Raw genomic sequence first — 21,400 nt, forward strand, 5'->3', positions numbered from 1 at the left:
GCCGGATGTTACCCCTCGCACGACCTTGGGATTGCCCCCTGGCTGCGGGTGCTGCTACGCACACTCACCCAACGGGAAATCCGCCGGTCACTGGGACCCCAGCCCGCCGCTGCCGCCGACGCCCGCATGCACGTCGGCGATGATGCCGAGCAGGTCGTCCAGCCGGCGCGCGCCGCGCTTGAGGTTGTAGTCCAGTTCGGCGGCCTGGCGGCCGATGAGTTCCTCGACCTGCGTGCCCAGCGTCTCCGGGGGCAGCTTGAGCACCGCCTCGGCGTCACCGCCGTCGCGGTGCACCTTGGCGCCGGCGCTGCGCGCGATGCGCAGCATCGGCAGGTTCTCCGACAGCGCATGCACCACCAGCGTGTCGACATGGCGGTTGCGCGCATGCAGCATCGAGTGCTCGAACAGGCGGCCGCCGAAGCCGCGGCCCCGGTGCGTGGGCCGCACCGAGACCCCGAACTCGGCCGTGTGCGCCTGGGCATGGTCGCCCATGTGCGCGAGGTGGGCCATCGCCAGCAGTTCGAGCCAGCGGTTGAAGATCCCGAAGACCTCGTCGCGATCGAAGTCGATCAGGTCCACGTAGCGGCCGATCTGCGCGTCGGTGGCCGGGTGGCCGAAGCGCAGGTAGCGGTCGCTCTCGGGCAGGTCCAGCAGGTGGGCCAGGATGCGTGGCCGGTGCCGGGGCGCCAGAGAACGGATCGGCACCCAGCGCGGGGTGTCCGGCGCCCGGGTGGCGGTGCCGGCTGCCGGCGTGCCGCCGGCGGAGTGGTCGGTTGCCATCGTGTGGCCCCTTCAGAGCAGCAGTGCGCGCATGCTAACCACAATTCATAGGGTTTACCCTCAAATGCGCGGCCACAATCTCACGCCGAGCCAGACTGTGACGCGCCGCGCTTCCTTGTATACTCGCGGGCTTTCCCTGAAAAACGGCCAGGGAAACGTGCCCGGACAAGTCGCCCCGAGAGGCTGCCCGGCGCCGAGGATCGACATGCCCATGTCGGCTCACGGCGCTTCACAAGCGGTTCCGAAGGAGACCCCGGTCATGGGTGGCACCGACCACGCTGCCGTTGACACCGGCGGGGCGACCCGCCCTCGAAAGACCCTCATGAAGACCTTCAGCGCCAAACCGGCCGAGGTGAAGCACGAGTGGTACGTGATTGACGCCACCGACAAGGTGCTCGGACGTGTTGCCAGCGAAGTGGCACTCCGTTTGCGCGGCAAGCACAAGGCCATCTACACGCCTCACGTCGACACCGGTGATTTCATCGTCGTCGTCAACGCGGACAAGATCCGTGTCACGGGTGCCAAGAGCACCGACAAGATCTACTACCGCCACTCCGGTTTCCCGGGCGGCATCTATGCCACCTCCTTCAAGGACATGCAGGCCCGCCACCCGGGTCGCGCGCTCGAGAAGGCGGTCAAGGGCATGCTGCCCAAGGGCCCGCTGGGCTACGCGATGATCAAGAAGCTGAAGGTCTACGCCGGTGCCACGCACCCGCACACCGCCCAGCAGCCCAAGACCCTGGAACTGTGAGGACGCGATGATCGGACAGTGGAACTACGGCACCGGCCGCCGCAAGTCGTCGGTGGCGCGTGTCTTCATCAAGAAGGGCACCGGCCAGATCACGGTCAACGGCAAGCCGATCGACCAGTACTTCGGCCGCCAGACCTCGATCATGATCGTCAAGCAGCCGCTGATGCTCACGGCCAACGACGCGGCCTTCGACATCAAGGTCAACGTGCACGGCGGCGGCGAGAGCGGCCAGGCCGGCGCGGTGCGCCACGGCATCACCCGTGCGCTGATCGACTACGACGCGGCGCTCAAGCCCGAGCTCAGCCATGCCGGCTTCGTGACCCGCGATGCCCGCGAGGTCGAGCGCAAGAAGGTGGGCCTGCACGGCGCCCGCCGCCGCAAGCAGTTCAGCAAGCGCTGATCCCGGCCGCGGGCGGCGCATGCCGTCGCCCGCCACCGACGGCCGTCCGCACGCGCGGCGGCCGCCGCCCCGGAGCCCATGCGCTGGAAACTGCTGCGGCGCCGACTCTCCGTCAGCGCGCCGCGTGTCATTGTCCGCAGCCACCTGCCCTGGCCGTTGCGCTGGGCGGTGGCTGCGCTCGTTCTGGGCTTCTCCGGCGCGCTGGCGCTGTGGGCGTTCGAGACGGGCAAGGAACTCGCCGGCGTCGATGCCGGCCTGCGCGACGAGGTGGTGCGTCTGCGTGCCGAGGTGACGGCGCTGCGCGAGGAGCGCGACCGGGCGCAGTCGATCGCCAACGCGGCCGACGGCCTGCTGAAGGCCGAACGTGCAGCACAGGAGCGGCTGACCGAGGAACTGCGCCAGGCGCAGACGCGCCAGCAGGCGCTGGAAGCCGACCTGGGTTTCTTCGAGCGCCTGCTGCCGGCGGCCGGAGGCAGCCGGCTGCAGGTGCGTGCGCTGCACGCCGAAGCGGTCGCACCCGGGCAGACCCGGTTCCAGCTGCTGCTGATGCAGCCCGGCCGTTCACCCTCGCCCTTCGAGGGTCGATACGACATCCGCTTGTCCGGCATGCTCGACGGGCAGTCCTGGACCGCCGGGTTGCCCGCCGGCCCGCAGCCGTTGCAGATGCGTCAGTACGCGCGCCTGGAAGGCGTCATCGAGCACCCGCAGGCGGTCGTGCTAAAAACCGTGCAGGCCCGCATCACCGACGGCGACGGCGTGGTGCAGGCGAGCCAGACGCTCACGCTTCGATGATTCGCCGAAGGAGACGACCCGATGCTGTTCTCACGCAAGGCGCACGCGCCCATCCGCACGCTGGTCGGCGACAGCACCGTGCTGCGGGGTGAGCTCCGGTTCGCCGATGGCCTGCGCATCGATGGCGAGGTCCAAGGTGACGTCCTGGCCGAACCGGAAGCCGGCAGCCTGGTCGTGATCAGCGAAAAAGCCCGGGTCCATGGCAAGGTCAAGGCCGCGCATGTGATCATCAACGGAAGTGTGTGCGGACCCGTGACGTCCACCGAGATGCTGGAACTCCAGCCCAAGGCCAGTGTCGTGGGTGACGTGCACTACGAAGTGCTCGAGATGCACCCGGGTGCCACCATCGACGGCGAGCTCAAGCCGCTGAAGGCCACCGAACGACCGGCGTTGACCCTGGCCGCTGCCAACGACGCCTGATTTCCCGAGGAAGACCATGAACGCGATTGCCGAGAACCTGACCCCCGCCACTGAAGAAATGCCCGTGCCGCTGGTCTTCACCGACAGCGCGGCGGCCAAGGTGGCCGACCTCGTGGCCGAAGAAGGCAACCCCGAGTTGAAGCTGCGCGTGTTCGTGCAAGGCGGCGGCTGTTCCGGCTTCCAGTACGGCTTCACCTTCGACGAGATCGTCAACGACGACGACACGCAGATGTCGAAGAACGGCGTCACCCTGCTGATCGACGCGATGAGCCTGCAGTACCTCGTCGGTGCCGAGATCGACTACAAGGAAGATCTGCAGGGCGCGCAGTTCGTGATCAAGAACCCGAACGCCACCACCACCTGCGGCTGCGGGTCGTCGTTCTCGGTCTGATCCAATCCCCGTCGCCTAGGCGGGGTAGAGGGCGCCCAGCACGCGCGGGCCGTTCGCGCCGGTGACCGCTGGCAGGTTGCCCGGCCGTCGCTCCACGAAAGCCTGCGCCAGCCACGCGAAGGCCCAGGCCTCGACATGGTCCGGCGCCACGCCGTCGGCGCTCGTGTCCTGAACATCGACGCCGGGCAGCCCGGCGGCCAGCGCCGTCATCAAGCTGGCATTGAACGCGCCGCCACCGCACACGCGCAGACGCGTGGTGTTCGGAGCCTGCAGGCGCAGCGCGTCGATCACGGTCGAGACAGTCAGCGCCAGCAGGGTGGCCATGACGTCCTGTGGCGCCGCAGGCGGGAACCGGTCCAGACGCGCCTGCAGCCAGCCGGGCTCGAACAGGTCTCGCCCAGTGCTCTTGGGCGGCGGCAGCTGAAAGTAGGGCTCCTCGCGCAGTGCGGCCAGCAGGCCGGGCTGTACCTGTCCACCCGCGGCCCAGCGCCCGTCTGCGTCGTAGGGCTGACCCAGATGACGCTGTGCCCAGTGGTCGAGCAGCGCGTTGGCCGGCCCGGTGTCGAAGCCGCGCACGTGGCCGTCGGCCGCCAGCAGGCTGAGGTTGGCGATGCCGCCCAGGTTGAGCACCGCCACGTCTGCCCCGGCACGGCCAAAGCGGGCGGCATGAAACGCCGGCACCAATGGCGCACCCTGGCCACCGGCGGCCACGTCGCGGCTGCGCAGGTCGGCCACGACGTCGATGCCGCCACGTTCCGCCAGACGGGCCGCGTCCAGGAGTTGGATGGTGTAGCCCTCGGCCGGGCAGTGGCGCACCGTCTGACCATGGGCGCCAACGGCGCGCACGCTGCGGGCCGGCTCCCCGGCCTTGTCGAGCAGGGTGGCAAGGCAGCCGGCATAGGCGTCGGCCAGGTCGCGCGCCGCCCCTGCTGCACGGGCAAGTTCATCGACCCCGCCAACGGCATTGAGGGCCAGGAGCTCGTCGTGCAACGCCGCCGGCAGCGGCTGGTGGTGGTGCGCGAGCAGCTGGCCCGCCGGTTCGGCTTCGACCAGCACGGCGTCGATGCCGTCCAGCGAGGTGCCGGACATCAGCCCGGCGTACAGCGTCGTCATCGGGGATCGCGCCCTGCGCGTGGTGCTGCCGGGCAGCCGGAGATGCCTATTCGGCGTCGACAATCACGCCACGCATGGACTCGGCGATGCGCAGCTGTGTCTTCACGCCCTGGGCCACCTGCTCGAAGCGGGGGCGCAGCGCGGCGGCCAGCTGCACCGTCTCGCCGGACTTCAGCAGCTTGCGCGGATCCTGGTGGTTGCCGTTGACCCGGAACTCGAAGTGCAGGTGCGGCCCGGTGGACCAACCCGTGGAGCCGACCTGGCCGATGTTGTCGCCTTGGTCCACCCGTTGACCCTTGCGCACGTCGATGCGGTTCATGTGCGCGTAGAACGTGCTCTTGCCGTTGCCGTGGCGGATCTCCACCGCCTTGCCGTAGCCGTTCTGCCAGCCGGCAAACTCCACGACGCCGGCGCCCACGGTGCGGATCGGCGTGCCACGAGGTGCCGCGTAGTCGATGCCCTTGTGCGCGCGCCACTTCTTCAGGATCGGGTGGAAGCGCATCGCGAAGCCGGAGCTCACGCGCGAGAACGCCATCGGGCTGGTCAGGAAGGTGCGCTGCTTGCTGCTGCCGTCGAGCGCGAAGTAGCCGCCCTTGCCGTTGCCAGCGTCGGGGAACCAGACGGCGTGGTAGGCCTTGCCGGCATTGACGAACTCGGCCGCCAGCACCCGGCCGGTGCCGCTGTTCCAGGTGATGGGCTCGCCGTCGGCGGTGAGCGATTCGTAGACGACGCTGAAGGTGTCGCCCTGGCGCAGTTCGCGGTGGAAGTCGATCTCGTTGGAGAAGACCTCGGCGATCTGGATCGAGATCGGGTCCGGGATGCGGGCTTCGTCGGCCGCCACGAACAGCGAGCTGGTGATGGTGCCGCTGCCCAGGCGCACCTGCGTTTCCAGCGGCGCGGTGTCCAGCCGGGCCAACCACTGGTCGGCCACCTTCTCCACCGTCAGGCGGGTGAAGTGGGTCAGCATGTCCTGGCTGCGCTCGGCCGGGTAGCGGGCCACCAGCTGCGTCAGCGCGCCGGCATCGTTGGTGGTGACCTGCACCATCTTGCCCGCGCGGCCCTGGAACAGGCGCCGTGCGGTCGGGTCCTTGCGCAGGAAAGCCGCGGCCTCGTCGTCCACCACGCCCAGGCGCGCCAGCAGACCCTGCGGCGTGTCGCTGCTGCGGGTGAGGTCGGCCCGGGTCAGGTCGAGCTCCAGCGTCTCGAGCGCCTCCAGTTGGGCCTGCAGCCCTTCCGGAACGATCTCCTCGGTCACCAGCCGCTGCGGCAGGGCCGAGGCATCGGGCGCCAGCGGCGCCACACCGAAAGCCAGAGCCGAGAACCCCACCAGACCGGCCAGCACGCTGCCGTGCACCAGCTTCTGGTGGGCACGGTGCCACGCCAGCGCCTGCTGCGCATGGCGCTGGAGCCGGTGGGTCAATGGAGCGGCAAGGTCGGGTCGCAACGGTGTCAGGCCACTAGAATCAGGTCCGAAGAGCATGCATCACACATGCCGGCCGGGCCGCGGCGCACCGTCGACCCCCTAAAACGAGGGTCCGAGTATAGCGTCGCACAACGGGCCCGATCCCGCGAACAAATACCGATAACTTTGTCATGTCCGATCTGGTTACAGCGCTTGCATCCGCTTCCGACCGTGTACAGGAAGCGATGGCGATCACGCGTCGCGGTGCCGAGCAGCTGTTGCCGGAGGCCGACTGGCTGAGGAAGCTGCAGCGCAGCGAGGCCACCGGCGTGCCGCTGCGCGTCAAGTTCGGCATGGACCCCACCGCGCCGGACCTGCATCTGGGCCATACCGTCGTGCTCAACAAGATGCGTCAGTTGCAGGACCTGGGGCACGTGGTGATTCCGCTCATCGGCGACTTCACCACCACCATCGGGGATCCCTCGGGCCGCAACAGCACGCGCCCGCCGCTGACGCGTGACGAGATCGAGGCCAACGCGAAGACCTACTTCGACCAGGTGGGCCTGGTGATCGACATGGACCGCGCCGAGGTGCGCTGGAACAGCGAATGGAGCGACCCGCTGGGCGCGCGCGGCATGATCAAGCTCGCCGCCAAGTACACGGTGGCGCGCATGATGGAGCGCGAGGACTTCAGCACCCGCTTCCGCGAAGGCACGCCGATCAGCGTCCACGAGTTCCTGTATCCGCTGATGCAGGGCTACGACTCGGTGGCGCTGAAGTCCGACCTCGAGCTCGGTGGCACCGACCAGACCTTCAACCTGCTGATGGGCCGCCACCTGCAGCAGGAGGAGGGCCAGGAGCCGCAATGCATCCTGACCATGCCGCTGCTCGAGGGCCTGGACGGCGTGGACAAGATGTCCAAGAGCAAGGGCAACTACATCGGCATCACCGAGCCGGCGCCGACGATGTTCGCCAAGGTGCTGTCGATCAGCGACACCCTGATGTGGCGCTGGTACACGCTGCTGTCCTTCCGCAGCGAGGCCGAGATCGCCGCGCTCAAGGCCGAGGTCGCCGGTGGCCGCAACCCCAAGGATGCGAAGGTGATGCTGGCCCGCGAGATCACCGAACGCTTCCACGGCCATGCCGCCACCGATGCCGCCGAGGCCGACTTTGCGCTGCGGTCGCGCGGCGGCATCCCCGACGAGATCCCCGAGGTGGCGCTGCCCGGCGCGCCCCTGGGCATCGGCGCCCTGCTCAAGCAGGCCGGCCTGGTGCCGTCCACCAGCGAGGCGCTGCGCCTCATCGAGCAGGGCGGCGTGCGCGTGGACGGCGCCGTGGTCAGCGACAAGGGGTTGAAACTGGCCGCCGGCACCGTGGTCGTGCAGGTGGGCAAGCGGAAGTTCGCACGCGTGACGCTGGGCTGATCCGCGGCCAGCGTAGGGGCGGGTCGGCCAACGTGGACCGGGTCAGCGGCGGGGCGTGAGATTCGGCCCGGGGGCCGGTGACAATGCCCGCATGCAAGTCGCGTCCTACCTGAAGCTGTCCGTGGTCGTCGCCGTGGCCACCATCGCGCTGAAGGCCGGCGCCTGGTGGCTGACCGGCTCGGTGGGCCTGTTGTCGGATGCGCTGGAGTCGCTGGTCAACCTGGCTGGTGCGAGTTTCGCGCTGGCGATGGTCACGCTGGCGGCGCAGCCGGCCGACGACGAGCACCCCTACGGTCACCACAAGGCGGAGTACTTCTCCAGCGGCTTCGAGGGCGTGCTGATCCTGGTGGCGGCGCTGGCCATCATCGCCTCGGCGGTGGACCGGCTGATCTCGCCGCAGCCGTTGGAGCAGTTGGGCATCGGGCTGGCGCTGTCGCTGGTGGCCACGGCACTGAACGGCGCGCTGGCCTGGGCCATGCTGCGCAAGGCGCGCGAGGCCCGCTCGATGGCGCTGGAGGGCGATGCGCGGCACCTGTTCACCGATGTCTGGACCTCCATCGGCGTCGTCGCCGGCCTGGTGGCGGTGCATTTCAGCGGCTGGCTCTGGCTGGACCCGGTGATCGCGATCGCGGTCGCGCTGAACATCGGGCGCGAGGCCATCGGCCTGATCAGCCGCTCCGTGCAGGGGTTGATGGACCACGCCCTGGAACCCGAGGTGATCGCCAGTATCCAGGCCACGCTGGCCGAGTTCGCGCACGACACGATCCGCTTCGACCACGTGACCACGCGCCGCGCGGGCGCCCGGCGCTTCGTGGACCTGCACATGCACATGCCGGCTGACTGGAGCCTGCGCCGTGCCGCCGCGCTGCGCACGTCGGTGGAGCAGGCGCTGATGAGCGCCGTGCCCGGCCTGCGGGCGACGATCCAGCTGCTGCCGGCCGACGTCGAGGCGCACTTCGACGACCCGAAGGACCTGCTGTGATCGGCCTCGTGCAGCGCGTGAAGCAGGCGCGCGTGGAGGTGGATGGCAGCACGGTCGGCGCCATCGGCCCGGGGCTGCTGGTCCTCGTCTGCGCCGAGCCTGCCGACACCGAGGTTCAGGCCCGGCGTTTCGTCGACAAGATGCTGAAACTGCGCATCCTGGCCGACGAGGTCGGCCGCATGAACCGCAGCGTGCAGGACACCGGCGGTGGCCTGCTCATTGTCTCGCAGTTCACGCTGGCGGCCGACACCGCCGGCGGCAACCGGCCCAGCTTCACCGGCGCAGCGCCCGCTGACCAGGGACGTCGGCTGTACGAGGCCGTGCTGGCGCTGGCGCGCGAGCGCCACCCGCAGGTGGCGTGTGGCGAGTTCGGTGCCGACATGCAGGTGCACCTGGTCAACGACGGGCCGGTGACGATCCCGCTGCGGGTGACGTGAAAGAGGCCGCCCGTGGGCGGCCTCGTCGGACAACAAGAGCAGCGGTCAGGCCACCCTCGGTGTGGCCGTCAGTCGCCCTGCAGGCCGCGCCAGTCATGCGAGACATGACTGGCTCCTCCTGAGGCGTTCGCCCGTGCGCAGGCACGGGCTCACGTCCTCAGTCGGCGTACTGCCCGGCGGCCTTGATCGCCACGCCCCACTTGTCGATCTCGGCGGCGACGAACTTCTTGTGCTCGGCCGGCGCCAGGCGGCCGTCGGTCACGACCACGGCGCCCAGGGCCTCCTGCTTCTTGATGAAGTCGGCGTCCTTCAGCGCGGCGCGAAGCGCCTCGTTGAGCTTGCCGGTCACGGCCGCGGGCGTGCCCTTGGGCGCGTACAGGCCGTGCCAGATGGCGACGTTGAAGCCCTTCAGGCCCTGGCTGTCGAGCGTGGGCAGGTTGGCCAGCGCCGGCGCGGTCAGCGGCTGCATGCTGGTCACGGCGAAGGCCTTGACCTTGCCGCCGGCGATCTGCGGCACGGTGTTGGTGGTCTGGTCGCACATCAGGTCGACCTGGCCGCCCAGCAGGTCGGTCATGGCCGGTGCCGTACCCTTGTACGGCACGGTGGTCATGTCGATCTTCACCGACTGCTGGAACAGCAGGCCGCACAGGTGCGACGCGGCGCCGAGGCCGGCGTTGGCCAGGTTGACCTTGCCCTTGTTGGCCTCCAGCCACTTCACCAGTTCGGCGTAGTTGCTGGCCGGCAGCGTGGGGCGCCCGATCAGCGTCATCGGCACTTCGTTGATCATGCCGAGGTACTCGAAGTCCTCGGTGGCCTTGAACGGCAGGTTGCGGTACAGCGACGCCGAGGTGGCCATGCCGATGTGGTACAGCAGCAGCGTGTAGCCGTCCGGCGCGGCCTTGGCCACCTTGGTGGCGCCCAGCGTGCCGCCGGCGCCGCCGACGTTCTCGACCACCACCGTCTGCTTGAGCTGCGCGCCCAGGGCCACGGCCAGGTCGCGTGCCACCTTGTCCGTGGGGCCGCCGGCCGAGAACGGCACGACGATGGTGACGGCCTTGTCGGGGAAGGCCAGGGCGCTGCCCGCGGCCAGCGCGGCGCTCATGGCGATCAGGGTGACCAGGGACTTCTTCATGCGGATGTCTCCTTCAGGAGCGTTGACGACGAGCGCGAATGCTAGGCATTCGGCAATACCCCTGCTGGACGGGAACTACGTAGCCCTTTCCCTGGGACTTCCCCGGGGGCGCCGGCGTGCTTCACCCGCGCTCAGTCGTAGCGCCGGGCGTCCTCGATCACCTTGCCGTCGTTGGCCAGGCTGCCCGGGGCCACCAGGGCCACCTCGCCGCGCAGCTTGGTCACGTCGCGCAGCGTGCCGGCCATCGCGCCGGCCAGGCCTTCCGGCGGCGCGGCACATTCCACCCGCAGCGTCATGCGGTCGTTGGCCATCTCGCCTTCGATCACCAGCCGGCCGCGGCCGGCTTCCGGGTGCCGCTTGAGCACCTCCGCCACCTGGCCCGGGTGCACGAACATGCCGCGCACTTTGGCGGTCTGGTCGGCGCGCCCCATCCAGCCGCGGATGCGCGGCGCCGTCCGGCCCGTGGGGCAGTGCCCGGGCAGGCGCGCCGACAGGTCACCGGTGCCGAAGCGCACCAGCGGGTAGTCCGGGTTCAGCGTGGTGACCACCACCTCGCCGACCTCGCCATCGGGAACCGGCGTGCCGGTGCCGGGGCGCACGATCTCGACGATCACGCCTTCGTCGAGCACCAGGCCGTCGCGGGCCGCGGTCTCGTAGGCGACCAGGCCCAGGTCGGCCGTGCCGTAGCTCTGGTAGGCGGCCACGCCACGCGCGGCCAGCCAGTCGCGCAGCGACGGCGGGAAGGCTTCACCGCCCACCGAGGCCTTGGTCAGGAACGGCAGCGTCAGCCCGGCCTCGTCGGCCTTCTCCAGCGCGATGCGCAGGAAGCTGGGCGTGCCGGCATAGGCGTCGGGACGCAGTTCCTGCATCGCCTGCAGCTGCAGCTCGGTGTTGCCCACACCGCCGGCGAAGACGGTGCAGCCGATGGCGTGGGCGCCGGTCTCCATCATCGAGCCGGCCGGCGTCAGGTGGTAGCTGAAGCTGTTGTGCACCAGGTCGCCGGCGCGGAAGCCGGCGGCGTACAGCGCACGGCCGAAGCGCCAGTAGTCGGCGGCGGCACCCTCGGGCTCGTAGATGGGGCCCGGCGACTGGAACACGCGCCGCGCCGGGCGCAGGCCGAGCGCGCGCCAGCCGATGGCGGAGAAGCCGCCGAACGGGTCGCCACCGTCGGCACGCGCCGCCTGCTGGCGCGCCAGCAGCTCGCTCTTGCGCGTGACCGGCAGGCTGGCCAGCGCCTCGCGGCTGGTCACCGCCAGCGGGTCCACGCCGGCCAGCAAGGCCGCACCGGCCGTCGTGGCCTGGGCCCGCGCCACGGCGGCGGGCAGCGCGGCCAGCCAGGCGGCTTCGCGCACCTCGGGGTCGCGGGTCTCCAGGTCGTCGTAGAACTCGCTCATTCGTCGTTGTCCCATTGGCGCAGCCGCTGCCTGACGGTGTCGACGAAGCGGCGCACGTCCAGGCTGGAGCCCAGCCGGCTGGTGGTCCATTCCGGCGTCAGCGCCGGCCGTCTGGCGATGCGCGCGACGATGGCCGCATCCTCCGCCGCCAGTTCCAGCACGGCCCGCCCGCCGATCTCGTACCGGGTGCCGCGCTCGGCCAGCGGCCGCAGGTCGCGCAACTGGCGCCGCAACTGCACCAGCGCCTCCGCAGCCTTGAACGGTGGCGGCGCAAAGCCGCCGAAGTCGTCTTCCGCGCTCACGCCAGCCACCGCTTGCGCCGCCGGTAGCTCTTGACGTCCTTGAAGCTCTTGCGGTCGCCACCGCCCATGCCGAGGTAGAACTCCTTCACGTCCTCGTTCTCGCGAAGCGCCTTGGCCTCGCCGTCCATCACGATGCGGCCGTTCTCCAGGATGTAGCCGTAGTCGGCATAGCGCAGCGCGAGGTTGGTGTTCTGCTCGGCCAGCAGGAAGGTCACCTTCTCCTTCTGGTTGAGCTCCTTGACGATCTCGAACACCTCTTCGACCAGCTGGGGCGCCAGGCCCATGCTGGGCTCGTCGAGCAGCACCATCTTCGGGTCGGCCATCAGCGCGCGGCCGATGGCGCACATCTGCTGCTCGCCGCCGGAGGTGTAGGCCGCCTGGCTGCCACGGCGTGTCTTCAGGCGCGGGAAATAGGTGTAGACCTTCTCCAGCGTCTGCGCCACGGCGGCCTTACCGTCCTTGCGCGTGTAGGCACCGGTGAGCAGGTTCTCCTCGATCGTCAGGTGCGCAAAGCAGTGCCGGCCTTCCATCACCTGCACCACACCGCGGTTCACCATGTCCGAGGTGCTGAGCTTCTCGATGCGCTCGCCGCGCAGCTCGATGGAACCCTTGGTGACCTCGCCGCGCTCGCCGGCCAGCAGGTTGCTTACCGCGCGCAGCGTGGTCGTCTTGCCGGCGCCGTTGCCGCCCAGCAGCGCGACCACGCCGCCTTCGGGCACCTGCAGCGAGACGCCCTTGAGCACGAGGATCACGTGGTTGTAGATGACCTCGATGCCGTTGACGTTGAGGAGCAAGTTGGACATGGACGGGTTTCCTTCCTCGGCCCAGCATCGCGCGCGGTGCTGGGCCGAAGGCTCCTTTCGGAGCCCTCGGACCCGGGGGGGGGGGGGGGCGCATCATGCCGGCGAAGCCCAGCGCGTCGAGCTTCTTCTGGTCCAGCGCCAGGTTCTCCAGACCCCAGCGCACCTGCTCGCCATTCATGACCTTGCCCTTGCCGAAGCGTTCCTGGGCGCGCTTGACGCCCTCGACGGCCATCATCGCCGCGGTCAGGCCGCGCAGGTACAGCACCTGGCCCACTTCCTCCTTCGGACCGGTGCCCTGGCCCTTGGCGTGCACCATGGACAGGATGTCCTTGACGATGGTGGTCTTGTCGGTGGCGCCGTCCTGCATCGTCAGCGCGTGGTAGCCCTTGGCGGCGGCGCCCACGTCCTTGACGTCAGGTTCGGCACCCGACCACCACACGCCGTACATCTTGTCGCGCGGGTAGCCGGTGGCCACCGCTTCCTTCAGCGCGGCGGAGTTCATCACGCCCCAGCCCCACAGGAACACGTAGTCCGGGCGCGACTGGCGGATCTTCAGCCACGTGGCCTTCTGCTCGATGCCCGGGTGCGCCACCGGCAGCAGTTCGACCGAGAAGCCCTCCTGCTTGCCCAGCTCCTCGAGCATCGGGATCGGCTCCTTGCCGTAGGGGCTGTCGTGGTAGACCAGGGCCACCTTCTTGCCCTTCAGGCCACTGGTCTTCTTGACGTGCTGCACCAGCACGCTGGCGCCGGTCCAGTAGGTGCCCAGCAGCGGGAAGTTCCACTTGAAGGCCATGCCATCCACAGAGTCGGCGCGGCCGTAGCCCGAGGTGATCAGCGGGATCTTGTCGTCGGGCGCCTTCTCGGTCAGCGCGAACGTGATGCCGGTGGACAGCGGCTGGAACACCGAGGCGCCCTTGCCCTTCAGGCGCTCGTAGCACTCCACGCCCTTGGCCGTGTTGTAGCCGGTCTCGCACTCCTCGTAGCTGACCTTCACGCCGTTGATGCCGCCGCGCGCGTTGACCAGCTTGAGGTAGTCGACGTAGCCGTTGGCGAAGGGCACGCCGTTGGGCGCGTAGGGGCCGGTGCGGTACACGAGCACCGGGAAGAACTGTTCGCTCGACTGGGCGAGTGCCTGGGTGGCCACGCCGGCCAGGCCGGTGCTCAGCACGGCGGCGGCCAGCACCATGGACTTGAACTTCATCGTCTGTCTCCTGCAGGGTAGTGGGAATGCACTCGTCAGTGCGGGAACGGCCAGAGCCGCAGCTTTTCCTTGGCGATGGACCACAACCGGGCCAGCCCGTGCGGTTCAACGATCAGGAAGAACACGATCAGGGCCCCGAACACCATGAAGGTCAGGTGCGAGGCCAGCGCGGTGTCGAAACCCACCGCGATGCCGAGCTGGTCGAGCACGATCGGCAGCACGACGATGAACGCCGCGCCGAACAGGCTGCCCATGATGGAGCCCAGGCCGCCGATGATGATCATGAACAGCAGCTGGAACGACATGTCGATCGAGAATGCCGCCGGCTCCCAGCTGCCCAGGTGCACGAAGCCCCACAGCGCACCGGCCACGCCGACGATGAAGGAGCTGACCGCGAACGCGGTGAGTTTGGCGTAGACCGGGCGGATGCCGATCACTGCGGCGGCCACGTCCATGTCGCGGATGGCCATCCACTCGCGACCGATGTGGCTGCGCACCAGGTTCTTCGCGAGCATCGCGAACACGGTCAGGAAGGCCAGGCACAGCAGGTACTTCTCGGCCGGCGCATCGACGATCCAGCCGAACACGTTGAGGTCGGCCACCGCCACCGACCCCGAGGCGGAATCGTTGGTGAACCAGCTCACGCGCAGGAACAGCCAGTCGACGAAGAACTGTGCGGCCAGCGTGGCCACCGCCAGGTACAGGCCCTTGATGCGCAGCGACGGGATGCCGAACATCACGCCCACCGCCGTGGCGCACACCCCGCCGAGCAGCAGGGACACCACCAGCGGCAGGCCCGGCACGCGCACGGCGAAGTTGTAGGCCGCGTAGGCGCCCACGGCCATGAAGGCACCGGTGCCCAGCGAGATCTGGCCGCAGTAGCCCACGAGGATGTTCAACCCCAGCGCCGCCAGCGCCAGGATCAGGAACGGGACCAGGATGGCGCGGAACAGGTATTCCGGCGCCACCGCCGGGACGACGAGGAAGGCGAAGGCCAGGATCAGGCCGATGGCCACGCGGTCCTGCAGGATCGGGAAGATCTGCTGGTCGGCCGTGTAGCTGGTCTTGAACTGGCCGTTCTCGCGGTAGAGCATGTTCTGCTTCCTTCGGGCTCAGACGCGGTCGATGATCTTCTCGCCGAACAGGCCCTGCGGCCGCACGAGCAGGAAGACGAGGGCCAGCACATAGGCAAACCAGATCTCGATGCCACCGCCGAGCATCGGGCCGAGGTAGATCTCCGAGAGCTTTTCGCCGACGCCGATGATCAGCCCGCCGATGATGGCGCCGGGCACGCTGGTGAGGCCACCCAGGATGACCACCGGCAGCGCCTTCAAGGCCACCAGGCTCAGCGAGAACTGCACGCCCAGCTTGCTGCCCCAGATGATCCCGGCCACCAGGGCCACGAAGCCGGCCACGCTCCACACGATGACCCAGATGCGGTTGAGCGGGATGCCGATGGACTGTGCGGCCTGGTGATCGTCGGCCACGGCCCGCAGCGCGCGGCCGGTGCCGGTCTTCTGAAAAAACAGGCTCAGCAGCGCCACCAGCGCTGCGGCGATCAGCGCGGCATAGAGTTCTTCCTGGCTCAGCAGCACACCGCCCTCGAACACGTTCTCGAGGATGAACATCGGCTCCTTGGGCAGGCCGACGTCGATCTTGTAGATGTCGCTGCCGAAGATCGTCTGGCCGAAGCCGTCAAGGAAGTAGGTGATGCCCAGCGTGGCCATCAGCAAGGTGATGCCCTCCTGGTTGACCAGGCGGCCCAGCACCAGCTTCTCGATCACCCAGGCCGTGGCCACCATCACCGCCATCGCAGCGAAGAAGGCCAGGATGTTGGCCAGCAACAGGCTCTCGAAGCCCAGCCACTGCGGAATCCATTCGGCGAAGCGCGCCATCGCCAGCGCCGCGAACAGCACCATCGCGCCCTGCGCGAAGTTGAAGACACCGCTGGCCTTGAAGATGAGCACGAAGCCCAGGGCCACCAGCGAGTACAGCATGCCCGACATCAGGCCGCCGATGAGTGTTTCGAGGAAGAAGCCCATGTCAGCTCCGCCCGGCCGTTCCGAAGGTGCTGACAGCCCCCATGGGGGGCAGCGAACGAAGTGAGCGTGAGGGTCTCATGTCTGCCTCAATGTGAGGTGCCGAGGTACGCGGTGATCACGTCCTCGTTGTTGCGCACCTCGTCCGGGGTGCCGTCACCGATCTTCTTGCCGTAGTCCAGCACGACGACGCGGTCGGAGATGTCCATCACCACGCCCATGTCGTGCTCGATGAGGACGATGGTGGTGCCGAACTCGTCGTTGACGTCGAGGATGAAGCGGCTCATGTCCTGCTTCTCCTCCACGTTCATGCCGGCCATCGGTTCGTCGAGCAGCAGCACCTGCGGCTCCATCGCCAGCGCGCGGCCCAGGTCCACGCGCTTCTGCAGGCCATAGGGCAGGCGGCCCACCGGCGTCTTGCGGTAGGCCTGGATCTCCAGGAAGTCGATGATGTTCTCGACGAAGGCGCGGTGCGCGATCTCCTCACGCTCCGCCGCGCCGAACCAGGGGTTGCGGAAGGCCTGCTGGAAGAGGTTGGTCTTCATGCGCAGGTTGCGCCCGCTCATGATGTTGTCCAGCACGCTCATGCCCTTGAACAGGGCCAGGTTCTGGAAGGTGCGGCCGATGCCCATCTCCGCCACCTGGCGGCTGTTCATGTGGCTGAAGGTCTGGCCGCGGAAGCTGATGCTGCCCTGCTGCGGCGTGTAGACGCCGTTGATGCAGTTGAGCATGCTGCTCTTGCCGGCGCCGTTGGGGCCGATGATGGCGCGCACCTCGTGCTCGCGCACGTCGAAGCTGATGTCGGTCAGCGCCTTCACGCCGCCGAAGGCCAGCGAGATGTTCTTGACGTCGAGGATCACGTCCCCGATGTTCTTGTCGCTCGACGCAGCCATCAGGCAGCCCTCTTCACGGCGGGGAAGGTCTTGGCATCGGCGATCTTCAGCGTCGCGCTGACCATGCCGGTGCGTCCGTCCTCGAACTTGACCTGGGTCTCCACGTACTGCTCGGCCTTGCCGCCGTACAGCGCGTCCACCAGCACCTGGTAGCGCTCGCCGATGTAGCCGCGGCGCACCTTGCGCGTGCGGGTGAGTTCGCCGTCGTCTGCGTCGAGCTCCTTGTGCAGGATCAGGAAGCGGCTGACCTGGCTGCCGGCGAGCTTCTCGTCCTGCGCCAGGTCGGCGTTGACCTTCTCCACGCACTCCTGGATCAGCGTGTAGACCTCGGGCTTCTGGGCCAGGTCGGTGTAGCCGGCGTAGGGCAGGTTGCGCTTCTCGGCCCAGTTGCCCACCGCCTCGACGTCGATGTTGATGAAGGCGCAGGCCTTCTCGCGCCGGTCGCCGAAGGCCACCGCCTCCTTGATGAAGGGGAAGAACTTCAGCTTGTTCTCCACGTACTTGGGCGCGAACATCGCCCCGTCGTGCGGCCCGCCCTGCAGGCGGCCCACGTCCTTGGCACGGTCGATGATCTTCAGGTGGCCGCCGGCGTCCAGGAAGCCGGCGTCGCCGGTGTGGTACCAGCCGTCGTTGGTCAGCACCTCGGCCGTGGCCTCGGGGTTCTTGTAGTACTCGCGCAGCAGGCCCGGGCTCTTGACCAGGATCTCGCCGTTGTCCGCGAGCTTGATCTCCACGCCCTCGATCGGCACGCCCACGGTGTCGGCCTTGGCCTCGTGGTCAGGTTGCAGGCAGACGAAGACCGCGGTCTCGGTGCTGCCGTACAGCTGCTTGAGGTTGATGCCGATGGAGCGGTAGAAGGTGAACAGGTCGGGCCCGATGGCCTCGCCGGCGGTGTAGGCCACGCGCACGCGGCTCAGGCCCAGCGTGTTGCGCAGCGGGCCGTAGACGAAGAGGTTGCCCAGTGCGTACTTCAGCTTGTCCAGGCCTCCCACCGGCTTGCCGTCCATGATGTCCGGGCCCACGCGGCGGGCCAGCTCCATGCCCTTCTGGAACATCCAGCGCTTCAGGGCACCGGCGTCCTCCATGCGGATCATCACGCTGGTCAGCAGGCCCTCGAACACGCGCGGCGGCGCGAAGTAGTAGGTGGGGCCGACCTCCTTGAGGTCGATCATCACCGTGGCCGCGTTCTCCGGACAGTTGACGGTGTAGCCGCAGGCCAGCCACTGCGCGTAGCTGAAGATGTTCTGCCCGATCCAGGCCGGCGGCAGGTAGGCCAGGATGTCCTCGTCGGCCGTGAGCTTGTCGAAACGCGCGCCGGCGGCGGCGCGGTCGGCCAGCGTGGCGTGGGTGTGCACCACGCCCTTGGGCTTGCCGGTGGTGCCGCTGGTGAAGAACATCGCGGCCACGTCGGCCGGCTGGCCCTTGGCGATCTCGGCGTCGACCTGGCCGGGGTGCGCCGTGTTCCAGGCCCGCCCGACGTCCTGCAGGGCATCCAGCGACGCCAGACCCGGCTCGTCGTACTTGCGCAGGCCGCGCGGCTCGTCGTACCAGATGCGCGTGACCTGCGGGTTCTCGGCGCGGATCTCCAGCAGCTTGTCCACCTGCTCCTGGTCCTCCACGATCGCGAAGCGCACCTCGGCGTTCTGGATCGGGAACACGAACTCGGCCGCCACAGCGTCCTGGTACAGCGGCACCGGGATGCCGCCCAGCGCCTGCGTGGCCAGCATCGCGGCGTACAGTCGGGGCCGGTTCTCGCCGATGACCACCACGTGCTCCCCGCGCTGCAGCCCGGCCTCGGCCAGGCCGCCGGCCATCTCGCGCACCATCACCGCCAGCGCCTGCCAGCTGGTGGTCTGCCAGATGCCGAACTCCTTGATGCGCAGCGCCGGGGCCTGCGGCCGGTCGGCGGCATGGCGCAGCAGCTGTTGCGGAAAGGTGGTGGTGACGGTCAAGGCGCGGCCCTCCAGGGGAACACGTGCATTCTGGAAAGCCCTTTGACGTCTTGTTGTCGTTCTGACGACAATTTCCGGGAAGCCCCTGTCAGGTTTAACCCGCGCCCTCCACCGTGACCGCCGCCGCCACGCCGCTCATCACCCGTTCGCGCGCAGCCACCGACGCCGAACTGGCCGGCATTCCCTGGCTGGCCACGCTGGCACCGGCCGAGCGGGTGCGGGCGGTGGACGACCTGCGCGTGGTGCGCGCCGAACCCGGCGAGGTGATCTGCCGCGTCGGCCGCCCGGCTGCGCATTGGCTGGGGCTGGTCGACGGCCTGCTGAAGATGAGCAACGACAGCGCCAGCGGCCAGGCCATGACCTTCACCGGCGTGCCGCCCGGTGGCTGGTTCGGCGAAGGCACGGTGCTCAAGCACGAGCACTACCGCTACAACATCCAGGCGCTTCGCAGCAGCCTGGTGGCGGGCATCACGGTGCGGACCTTCGACTGGCTGCTGGACCACAGCATCGGCTTCAACCGCTTCGTGATGAACCAGCTCAACGAGCGGTTGGGCCAATTCATCGCGGCCCGCGAGATCGACCGACTCACGCACCCCGACGAGCGCGTGGCGCGCAGCCTGGCGGCACTGTTCCACCCGGTGCTGTACCCGGGCGTGGGCACGCTGCTGCGCATCACGCAGCAGGAGCTGGGCTACCTGGTGGGCCTGTCGCGCCAGCGTGTCAACGAGGCGCTGCGTGCGTTGCAGGCGGCCGGCGTCATCGCCGTGGAGTACGGTGGCGTGCGGGTGCTGGACCTCGAGGGCCTGCGCGGCTACCGCACCTGAGCACTCGCCCGGCCGGGTGCGCCCTCCCGCAAGAAGGGAGCGCACCCTAAAGCAGCGCTTGCCGCGGGGCACCAGCGGGCCCAGAGTGACCTCATGAACCTGCCACCACCTTCAGAGCGGCCCGGAGCGCGGTTGATGCGCGGCTTGCCGCTGCGTCCGGCCGACCTGCGCGGCCTGTCGCGGCTGGGCGTGCAGGCCGTGCTCGGCGTCACCCACATCGTGGAGGCCATGCACCACACGGTGCTGTCGCGTCCGCACCCGCTGGGTCAGCGCCCGGCAGGCCGCACCGGCGGCATCACCGGCTTCGTCTACGGCGCGGTGCGCGGCACCACCCGCGTCGTGGGCGCCGGCCTGGACGGGCTGTTGCGCGTGCTGCCCGGCGGGCTGGCGGCCACGGGCCCGCGGCGCGAGGCCTTCGTGGCCGCACTCAATGGCGTGGTCGGCGATCACCTGGCCGACTCCGGCAACCCGCTGGCCATCCCGATGCGGCTGCGCATCGGCGGGCGGCCTTGGCGCGACGCCCTGGCGACGACGGCGGCCACGCCATCCCGGCGCGTGCTGGTGCTGGTTCACGGCCTGGCCATGCACGACGGGCAGTGGCATCGCCGCGGGCACGACCATGGGCAGGTGCTGGCGCAGGCGCTGGGCGTCACGCCCGTCTACTTGCACTACAACAGCGGCCGCCATGTGTCCCAGAACGGCCAGGACTTCAGGGCGGCGCTGGACGACCTGGTGACGAACTGGCCGGTGCCGGTGGACGAGTTGATGATCGTCGGCCACAGCATGGGCGGCCTGGTGGCACGCAGTGCCTGCCACGGCGCCGGCCGGCGGCCGTGGCGCCGACGGCTGTCGCGCCTGGTCTTCCTGGGCACGCCGCACCATGGGGCGGTACTGGAGCGTGGCGGGCGTCTGGTGGACGCGGCGCTGGGTGTCTCGCCCTACGCCGCACCGCTGGCCCGGCTGGGCCAGGTGCGCAGCGCCGGCATCACCGACCTGCGCTACGGCAACGTGCAGGCGGCGGACGGGCAGCACCGCCACCGCCATGACCAGACGCACGACGACCGTCGCCCCACGCCCCTGCCGCGTGGCGTGGCCTGCCATGTGGTGGCCGCCACCACGGCCCGCGCCGTCGCGCCGCGGCGCGGGCTGCACGACGCCCTCATCGGCGACGGCCTGGTGCCACTGGCCAGTGCCCTCGGCGAGCACGCCGACACGGCCTTGCGGCTGAGGTTCCGCCCGGACCGGCGCATGATCATCACCGGCGCCAACCACTTCGACCTGCTCAGCCGCGCCGACGTGGCGGCACAGCTGCAGGCCTGGCTGCGCTGACCGGTCCCGTTCAGCCGTGCTGCGCCGACCGTGTCGCGGCCAGGCGCCGCCGCACCCACAACGCGCCGCCGCCAACAAGCATCAGCGCCAGGCCGCCCGGTTCGGGCACCGCTGGCGTGAGCGCCAGGTCGGAGACCATCAGCGTCGACACGCCAAGCACGTCCGCCAGGTCGACCACGCCGACGGCGAACGACACCGTGGCCGCCCCGTCGAAGACGCGGCTGAAAGCGCCCGCGCTGGCGGCCGGACCGGTAGCCAGTGTGAACACCTGGCCATCGAGCACCGCGAAGGCGTGGTCGGCAAACGTGTCGTCCACGCTGTCGAAGGTCCACTCGAAGCGCAGCGTGTCGCCTGCGGCGACGGCCAGCGACTGCCAGGCCACCGAGCCTTCGGTGGCCGCGTCCTCGCCCCGATCCAGCGCGTAGGCGGGCACGCCGGCGGCGGCCTCGACGAGCGCGATGTCCACCGCCGACGAGCCGCTGAGGTTGAACGGCGCATCCGGGTCACCGGGTGCCAGCCAGGCGGTGGTCAGGGTCAGCGTGGTGCCGCTGTCGAGCACGTCGCCGGCAGTGGACCAGCCGGCGTGTGCCGCGCCGACGGGCAAGGCCAGCGCGGCCAGGGTCAGGAGATGTTTCATCG

The 21,400-nt window shown here is 69.3% G+C and carries 22 protein-coding genes and 1 pseudogene; 10 read left to right on the forward strand and 13 right to left on the reverse strand.

What is annotated here, in order from left to right; genetic code table 11:
- Nucleotides 1-87: 87 nt before the first annotated feature.
- Complete coding sequence (locus ENE75_RS00105) at nucleotides 88-780, reverse strand: GNAT family N-acetyltransferase (RefSeq protein WP_128194418.1); 693 nt, start codon at nucleotides 778-780, stop codon at nucleotides 88-90.
- 322 nt (nucleotides 781-1,102) lie between these two features.
- On the opposite strand from ENE75_RS00105, the gene rplM reads away from it, so the two are divergent.
- The 5 genes from rplM (at nucleotide 1,103) to erpA (ending at nucleotide 3,534) form a co-directional block, all read left to right on the forward strand.
- The gene (gene rplM / locus ENE75_RS00110; protein WP_128194421.1) at nucleotides 1,103-1,531 is read left to right on the forward strand and encodes a 50S ribosomal protein L13; all 429 of its coding nucleotides are present in this window, start codon (nucleotides 1,103-1,105) and stop codon (nucleotides 1,529-1,531) included.
- Nucleotides 1,532-1,538: 7 nt separating this feature from the next.
- On the forward strand, nucleotides 1,539-1,931 hold the full coding sequence (rpsI, locus tag ENE75_RS00115) for a 30S ribosomal protein S9 (protein WP_128194423.1): 393 nt from the start codon (nucleotides 1,539-1,541) through the stop codon (nucleotides 1,929-1,931).
- A gap of 78 nt (nucleotides 1,932-2,009) precedes the next feature.
- Nucleotides 2,010-2,723, forward strand: a complete 714-nt coding sequence (locus ENE75_RS00120; protein WP_128194425.1) for a DUF6776 family protein — start codon at nucleotides 2,010-2,012, stop codon at nucleotides 2,721-2,723.
- Nucleotides 2,724-2,747: 24 nt separating this feature from the next.
- Nucleotides 2,748-3,143, forward strand: a complete 396-nt coding sequence (locus tag ENE75_RS00125) for a bactofilin family protein (protein WP_128196641.1) — start codon at nucleotides 2,748-2,750, stop codon at nucleotides 3,141-3,143.
- Between the two features lie 16 nt (nucleotides 3,144-3,159).
- Nucleotides 3,160-3,534 (forward strand): iron-sulfur cluster insertion protein ErpA, encoded by a 375-nt coding sequence (gene erpA, locus ENE75_RS00130; protein WP_128194427.1) that lies wholly within the window; start codon nucleotides 3,160-3,162, stop codon nucleotides 3,532-3,534.
- 15 nt (nucleotides 3,535-3,549) lie between these two features.
- On the opposite strand, the gene ENE75_RS00135 is transcribed toward erpA, so the two are convergent.
- Both ENE75_RS00135 and ENE75_RS00140 read right to left on the reverse strand, forming a co-directional pair.
- Nucleotides 3,550-4,647 carry an anhydro-N-acetylmuramic acid kinase gene (locus ENE75_RS00135; RefSeq protein WP_128194429.1) on the reverse strand — a complete coding sequence of 366 codons (1,098 nt, stop codon included), beginning with the start codon at nucleotides 4,645-4,647 and terminating at the stop codon, nucleotides 3,550-3,552.
- 46 nt (nucleotides 4,648-4,693) lie between these two features.
- Nucleotides 4,694-6,091 (reverse strand): M23 family metallopeptidase, encoded by a 1,398-nt coding sequence (locus ENE75_RS00140; RefSeq protein WP_233258860.1) that lies wholly within the window; start codon nucleotides 6,089-6,091, stop codon nucleotides 4,694-4,696.
- 203 nt (nucleotides 6,092-6,294) lie between these two features.
- On the opposite strand from ENE75_RS00140, the gene tyrS reads away from it, so the two are divergent.
- The 3 genes from tyrS (at nucleotide 6,295) to dtd (ending at nucleotide 8,892) form a co-directional block, all read left to right on the forward strand.
- Nucleotides 6,295-7,473: a tyrosine--tRNA ligase gene (gene tyrS, locus ENE75_RS00145; protein ID WP_233258861.1), complete on the forward strand. Its 1,179-nt coding sequence runs from the start codon at nucleotides 6,295-6,297 to the stop codon at nucleotides 7,471-7,473.
- 91 nt (nucleotides 7,474-7,564) lie between these two features.
- Nucleotides 7,565-8,455 (forward strand): cation diffusion facilitator family transporter, encoded by an 891-nt coding sequence (locus ENE75_RS00150; protein WP_128194436.1) that lies wholly within the window; start codon nucleotides 7,565-7,567, stop codon nucleotides 8,453-8,455.
- On the forward strand, nucleotides 8,452-8,892 hold the full coding sequence (gene dtd, locus ENE75_RS00155) for a D-aminoacyl-tRNA deacylase (protein WP_128194438.1): 441 nt from the start codon (nucleotides 8,452-8,454) through the stop codon (nucleotides 8,890-8,892). Before ENE75_RS00150 ends, dtd begins: the two co-directional genes overlap by 4 nt.
- 157 nt (nucleotides 8,893-9,049) lie before the next feature.
- Here the strand turns inward: dtd and ENE75_RS00160 are convergent, their stop codons facing one another.
- The 9 genes and pseudogenes from ENE75_RS00160 to ENE75_RS00200 form a co-directional block, all read right to left on the reverse strand.
- Entirely contained in the window at nucleotides 9,050-10,024 is a 975-nt protein-coding gene (locus ENE75_RS00160; protein ID WP_128194440.1) for a tripartite tricarboxylate transporter substrate-binding protein, read from the reverse strand.
- Between the two features lie 131 nt (nucleotides 10,025-10,155).
- Nucleotides 10,156-11,418: a phenylacetate--CoA ligase family protein gene (locus ENE75_RS00165; RefSeq protein ID WP_128194442.1), complete on the reverse strand. Its 1,263-nt coding sequence runs from the start codon at nucleotides 11,416-11,418 to the stop codon at nucleotides 10,156-10,158.
- Nucleotides 11,415-11,720 carry a hypothetical protein gene (locus tag ENE75_RS00170; RefSeq protein WP_128194444.1) on the reverse strand — a complete coding sequence of 102 codons (306 nt, stop codon included), beginning with the start codon at nucleotides 11,718-11,720 and terminating at the stop codon, nucleotides 11,415-11,417. Before ENE75_RS00170 ends, ENE75_RS00165 begins: the two co-directional genes overlap by 4 nt.
- Entirely contained in the window at nucleotides 11,717-12,523 is an 807-nt protein-coding gene (locus ENE75_RS00175; protein ID WP_128194446.1) for an ABC transporter ATP-binding protein, read from the reverse strand. The genes ENE75_RS00170 and ENE75_RS00175 overlap by 4 nt, the downstream gene beginning before the upstream one ends.
- 85 nt (nucleotides 12,524-12,608) lie before the next feature.
- Nucleotides 12,609-13,724 (reverse strand): annotated as a pseudogene (locus ENE75_RS00180) (ABC transporter substrate-binding protein); the annotation flags it as partial.
- Between the two features lie 35 nt (nucleotides 13,725-13,759).
- Nucleotides 13,760-14,818: a branched-chain amino acid ABC transporter permease gene (locus tag ENE75_RS00185; protein WP_128194449.1), complete on the reverse strand. Its 1,059-nt coding sequence runs from the start codon at nucleotides 14,816-14,818 to the stop codon at nucleotides 13,760-13,762.
- A gap of 18 nt (nucleotides 14,819-14,836) precedes the next feature.
- Complete coding sequence (locus tag ENE75_RS00190; protein WP_128194450.1) at nucleotides 14,837-15,766, reverse strand: branched-chain amino acid ABC transporter permease; 930 nt, start codon at nucleotides 15,764-15,766, stop codon at nucleotides 14,837-14,839.
- 86 nt (nucleotides 15,767-15,852) lie between these two features.
- On the reverse strand, nucleotides 15,853-16,656 hold the full coding sequence (locus ENE75_RS00195; RefSeq protein ID WP_128194451.1) for an ABC transporter ATP-binding protein: 804 nt from the start codon (nucleotides 16,654-16,656) through the stop codon (nucleotides 15,853-15,855).
- Complete coding sequence (locus tag ENE75_RS00200) at nucleotides 16,656-18,608, reverse strand: AMP-dependent synthetase/ligase (RefSeq protein ID WP_128194452.1); 1,953 nt, start codon at nucleotides 18,606-18,608, stop codon at nucleotides 16,656-16,658. Before ENE75_RS00200 ends, ENE75_RS00195 begins: the two co-directional genes overlap by 1 nt.
- A 113-nt stretch (nucleotides 18,609-18,721) precedes the next feature.
- Here ENE75_RS00200 and ENE75_RS00205 point away from each other — a divergent pair, with 113 nt between their 5' ends.
- Both ENE75_RS00205 and ENE75_RS00210 read left to right on the forward strand, forming a co-directional pair.
- Complete coding sequence (locus ENE75_RS00205; RefSeq protein ID WP_128194453.1) at nucleotides 18,722-19,432, forward strand: Crp/Fnr family transcriptional regulator; 711 nt, start codon at nucleotides 18,722-18,724, stop codon at nucleotides 19,430-19,432.
- Between the two features lie 93 nt (nucleotides 19,433-19,525).
- On the forward strand, nucleotides 19,526-20,761 hold the full coding sequence (locus ENE75_RS00210) for an esterase/lipase family protein (RefSeq protein WP_233258862.1): 1,236 nt from the start codon (nucleotides 19,526-19,528) through the stop codon (nucleotides 20,759-20,761).
- A gap of 10 nt (nucleotides 20,762-20,771) precedes the next feature.
- Here the strand turns inward: ENE75_RS00210 and ENE75_RS00215 are convergent, their stop codons facing one another.
- Complete coding sequence (locus ENE75_RS00215; protein ID WP_128194455.1) at nucleotides 20,772-21,398, reverse strand: PEP-CTERM sorting domain-containing protein; 627 nt, start codon at nucleotides 21,396-21,398, stop codon at nucleotides 20,772-20,774.
- Nucleotides 21,399-21,400 lie beyond the last annotated feature (2 nt).

This window comes from Rubrivivax albus (assembly GCF_004016515.1).
GTDB lineage: Bacteria > Pseudomonadota > Gammaproteobacteria > Burkholderiales > Burkholderiaceae_C > Rubrivivax > Rubrivivax albus.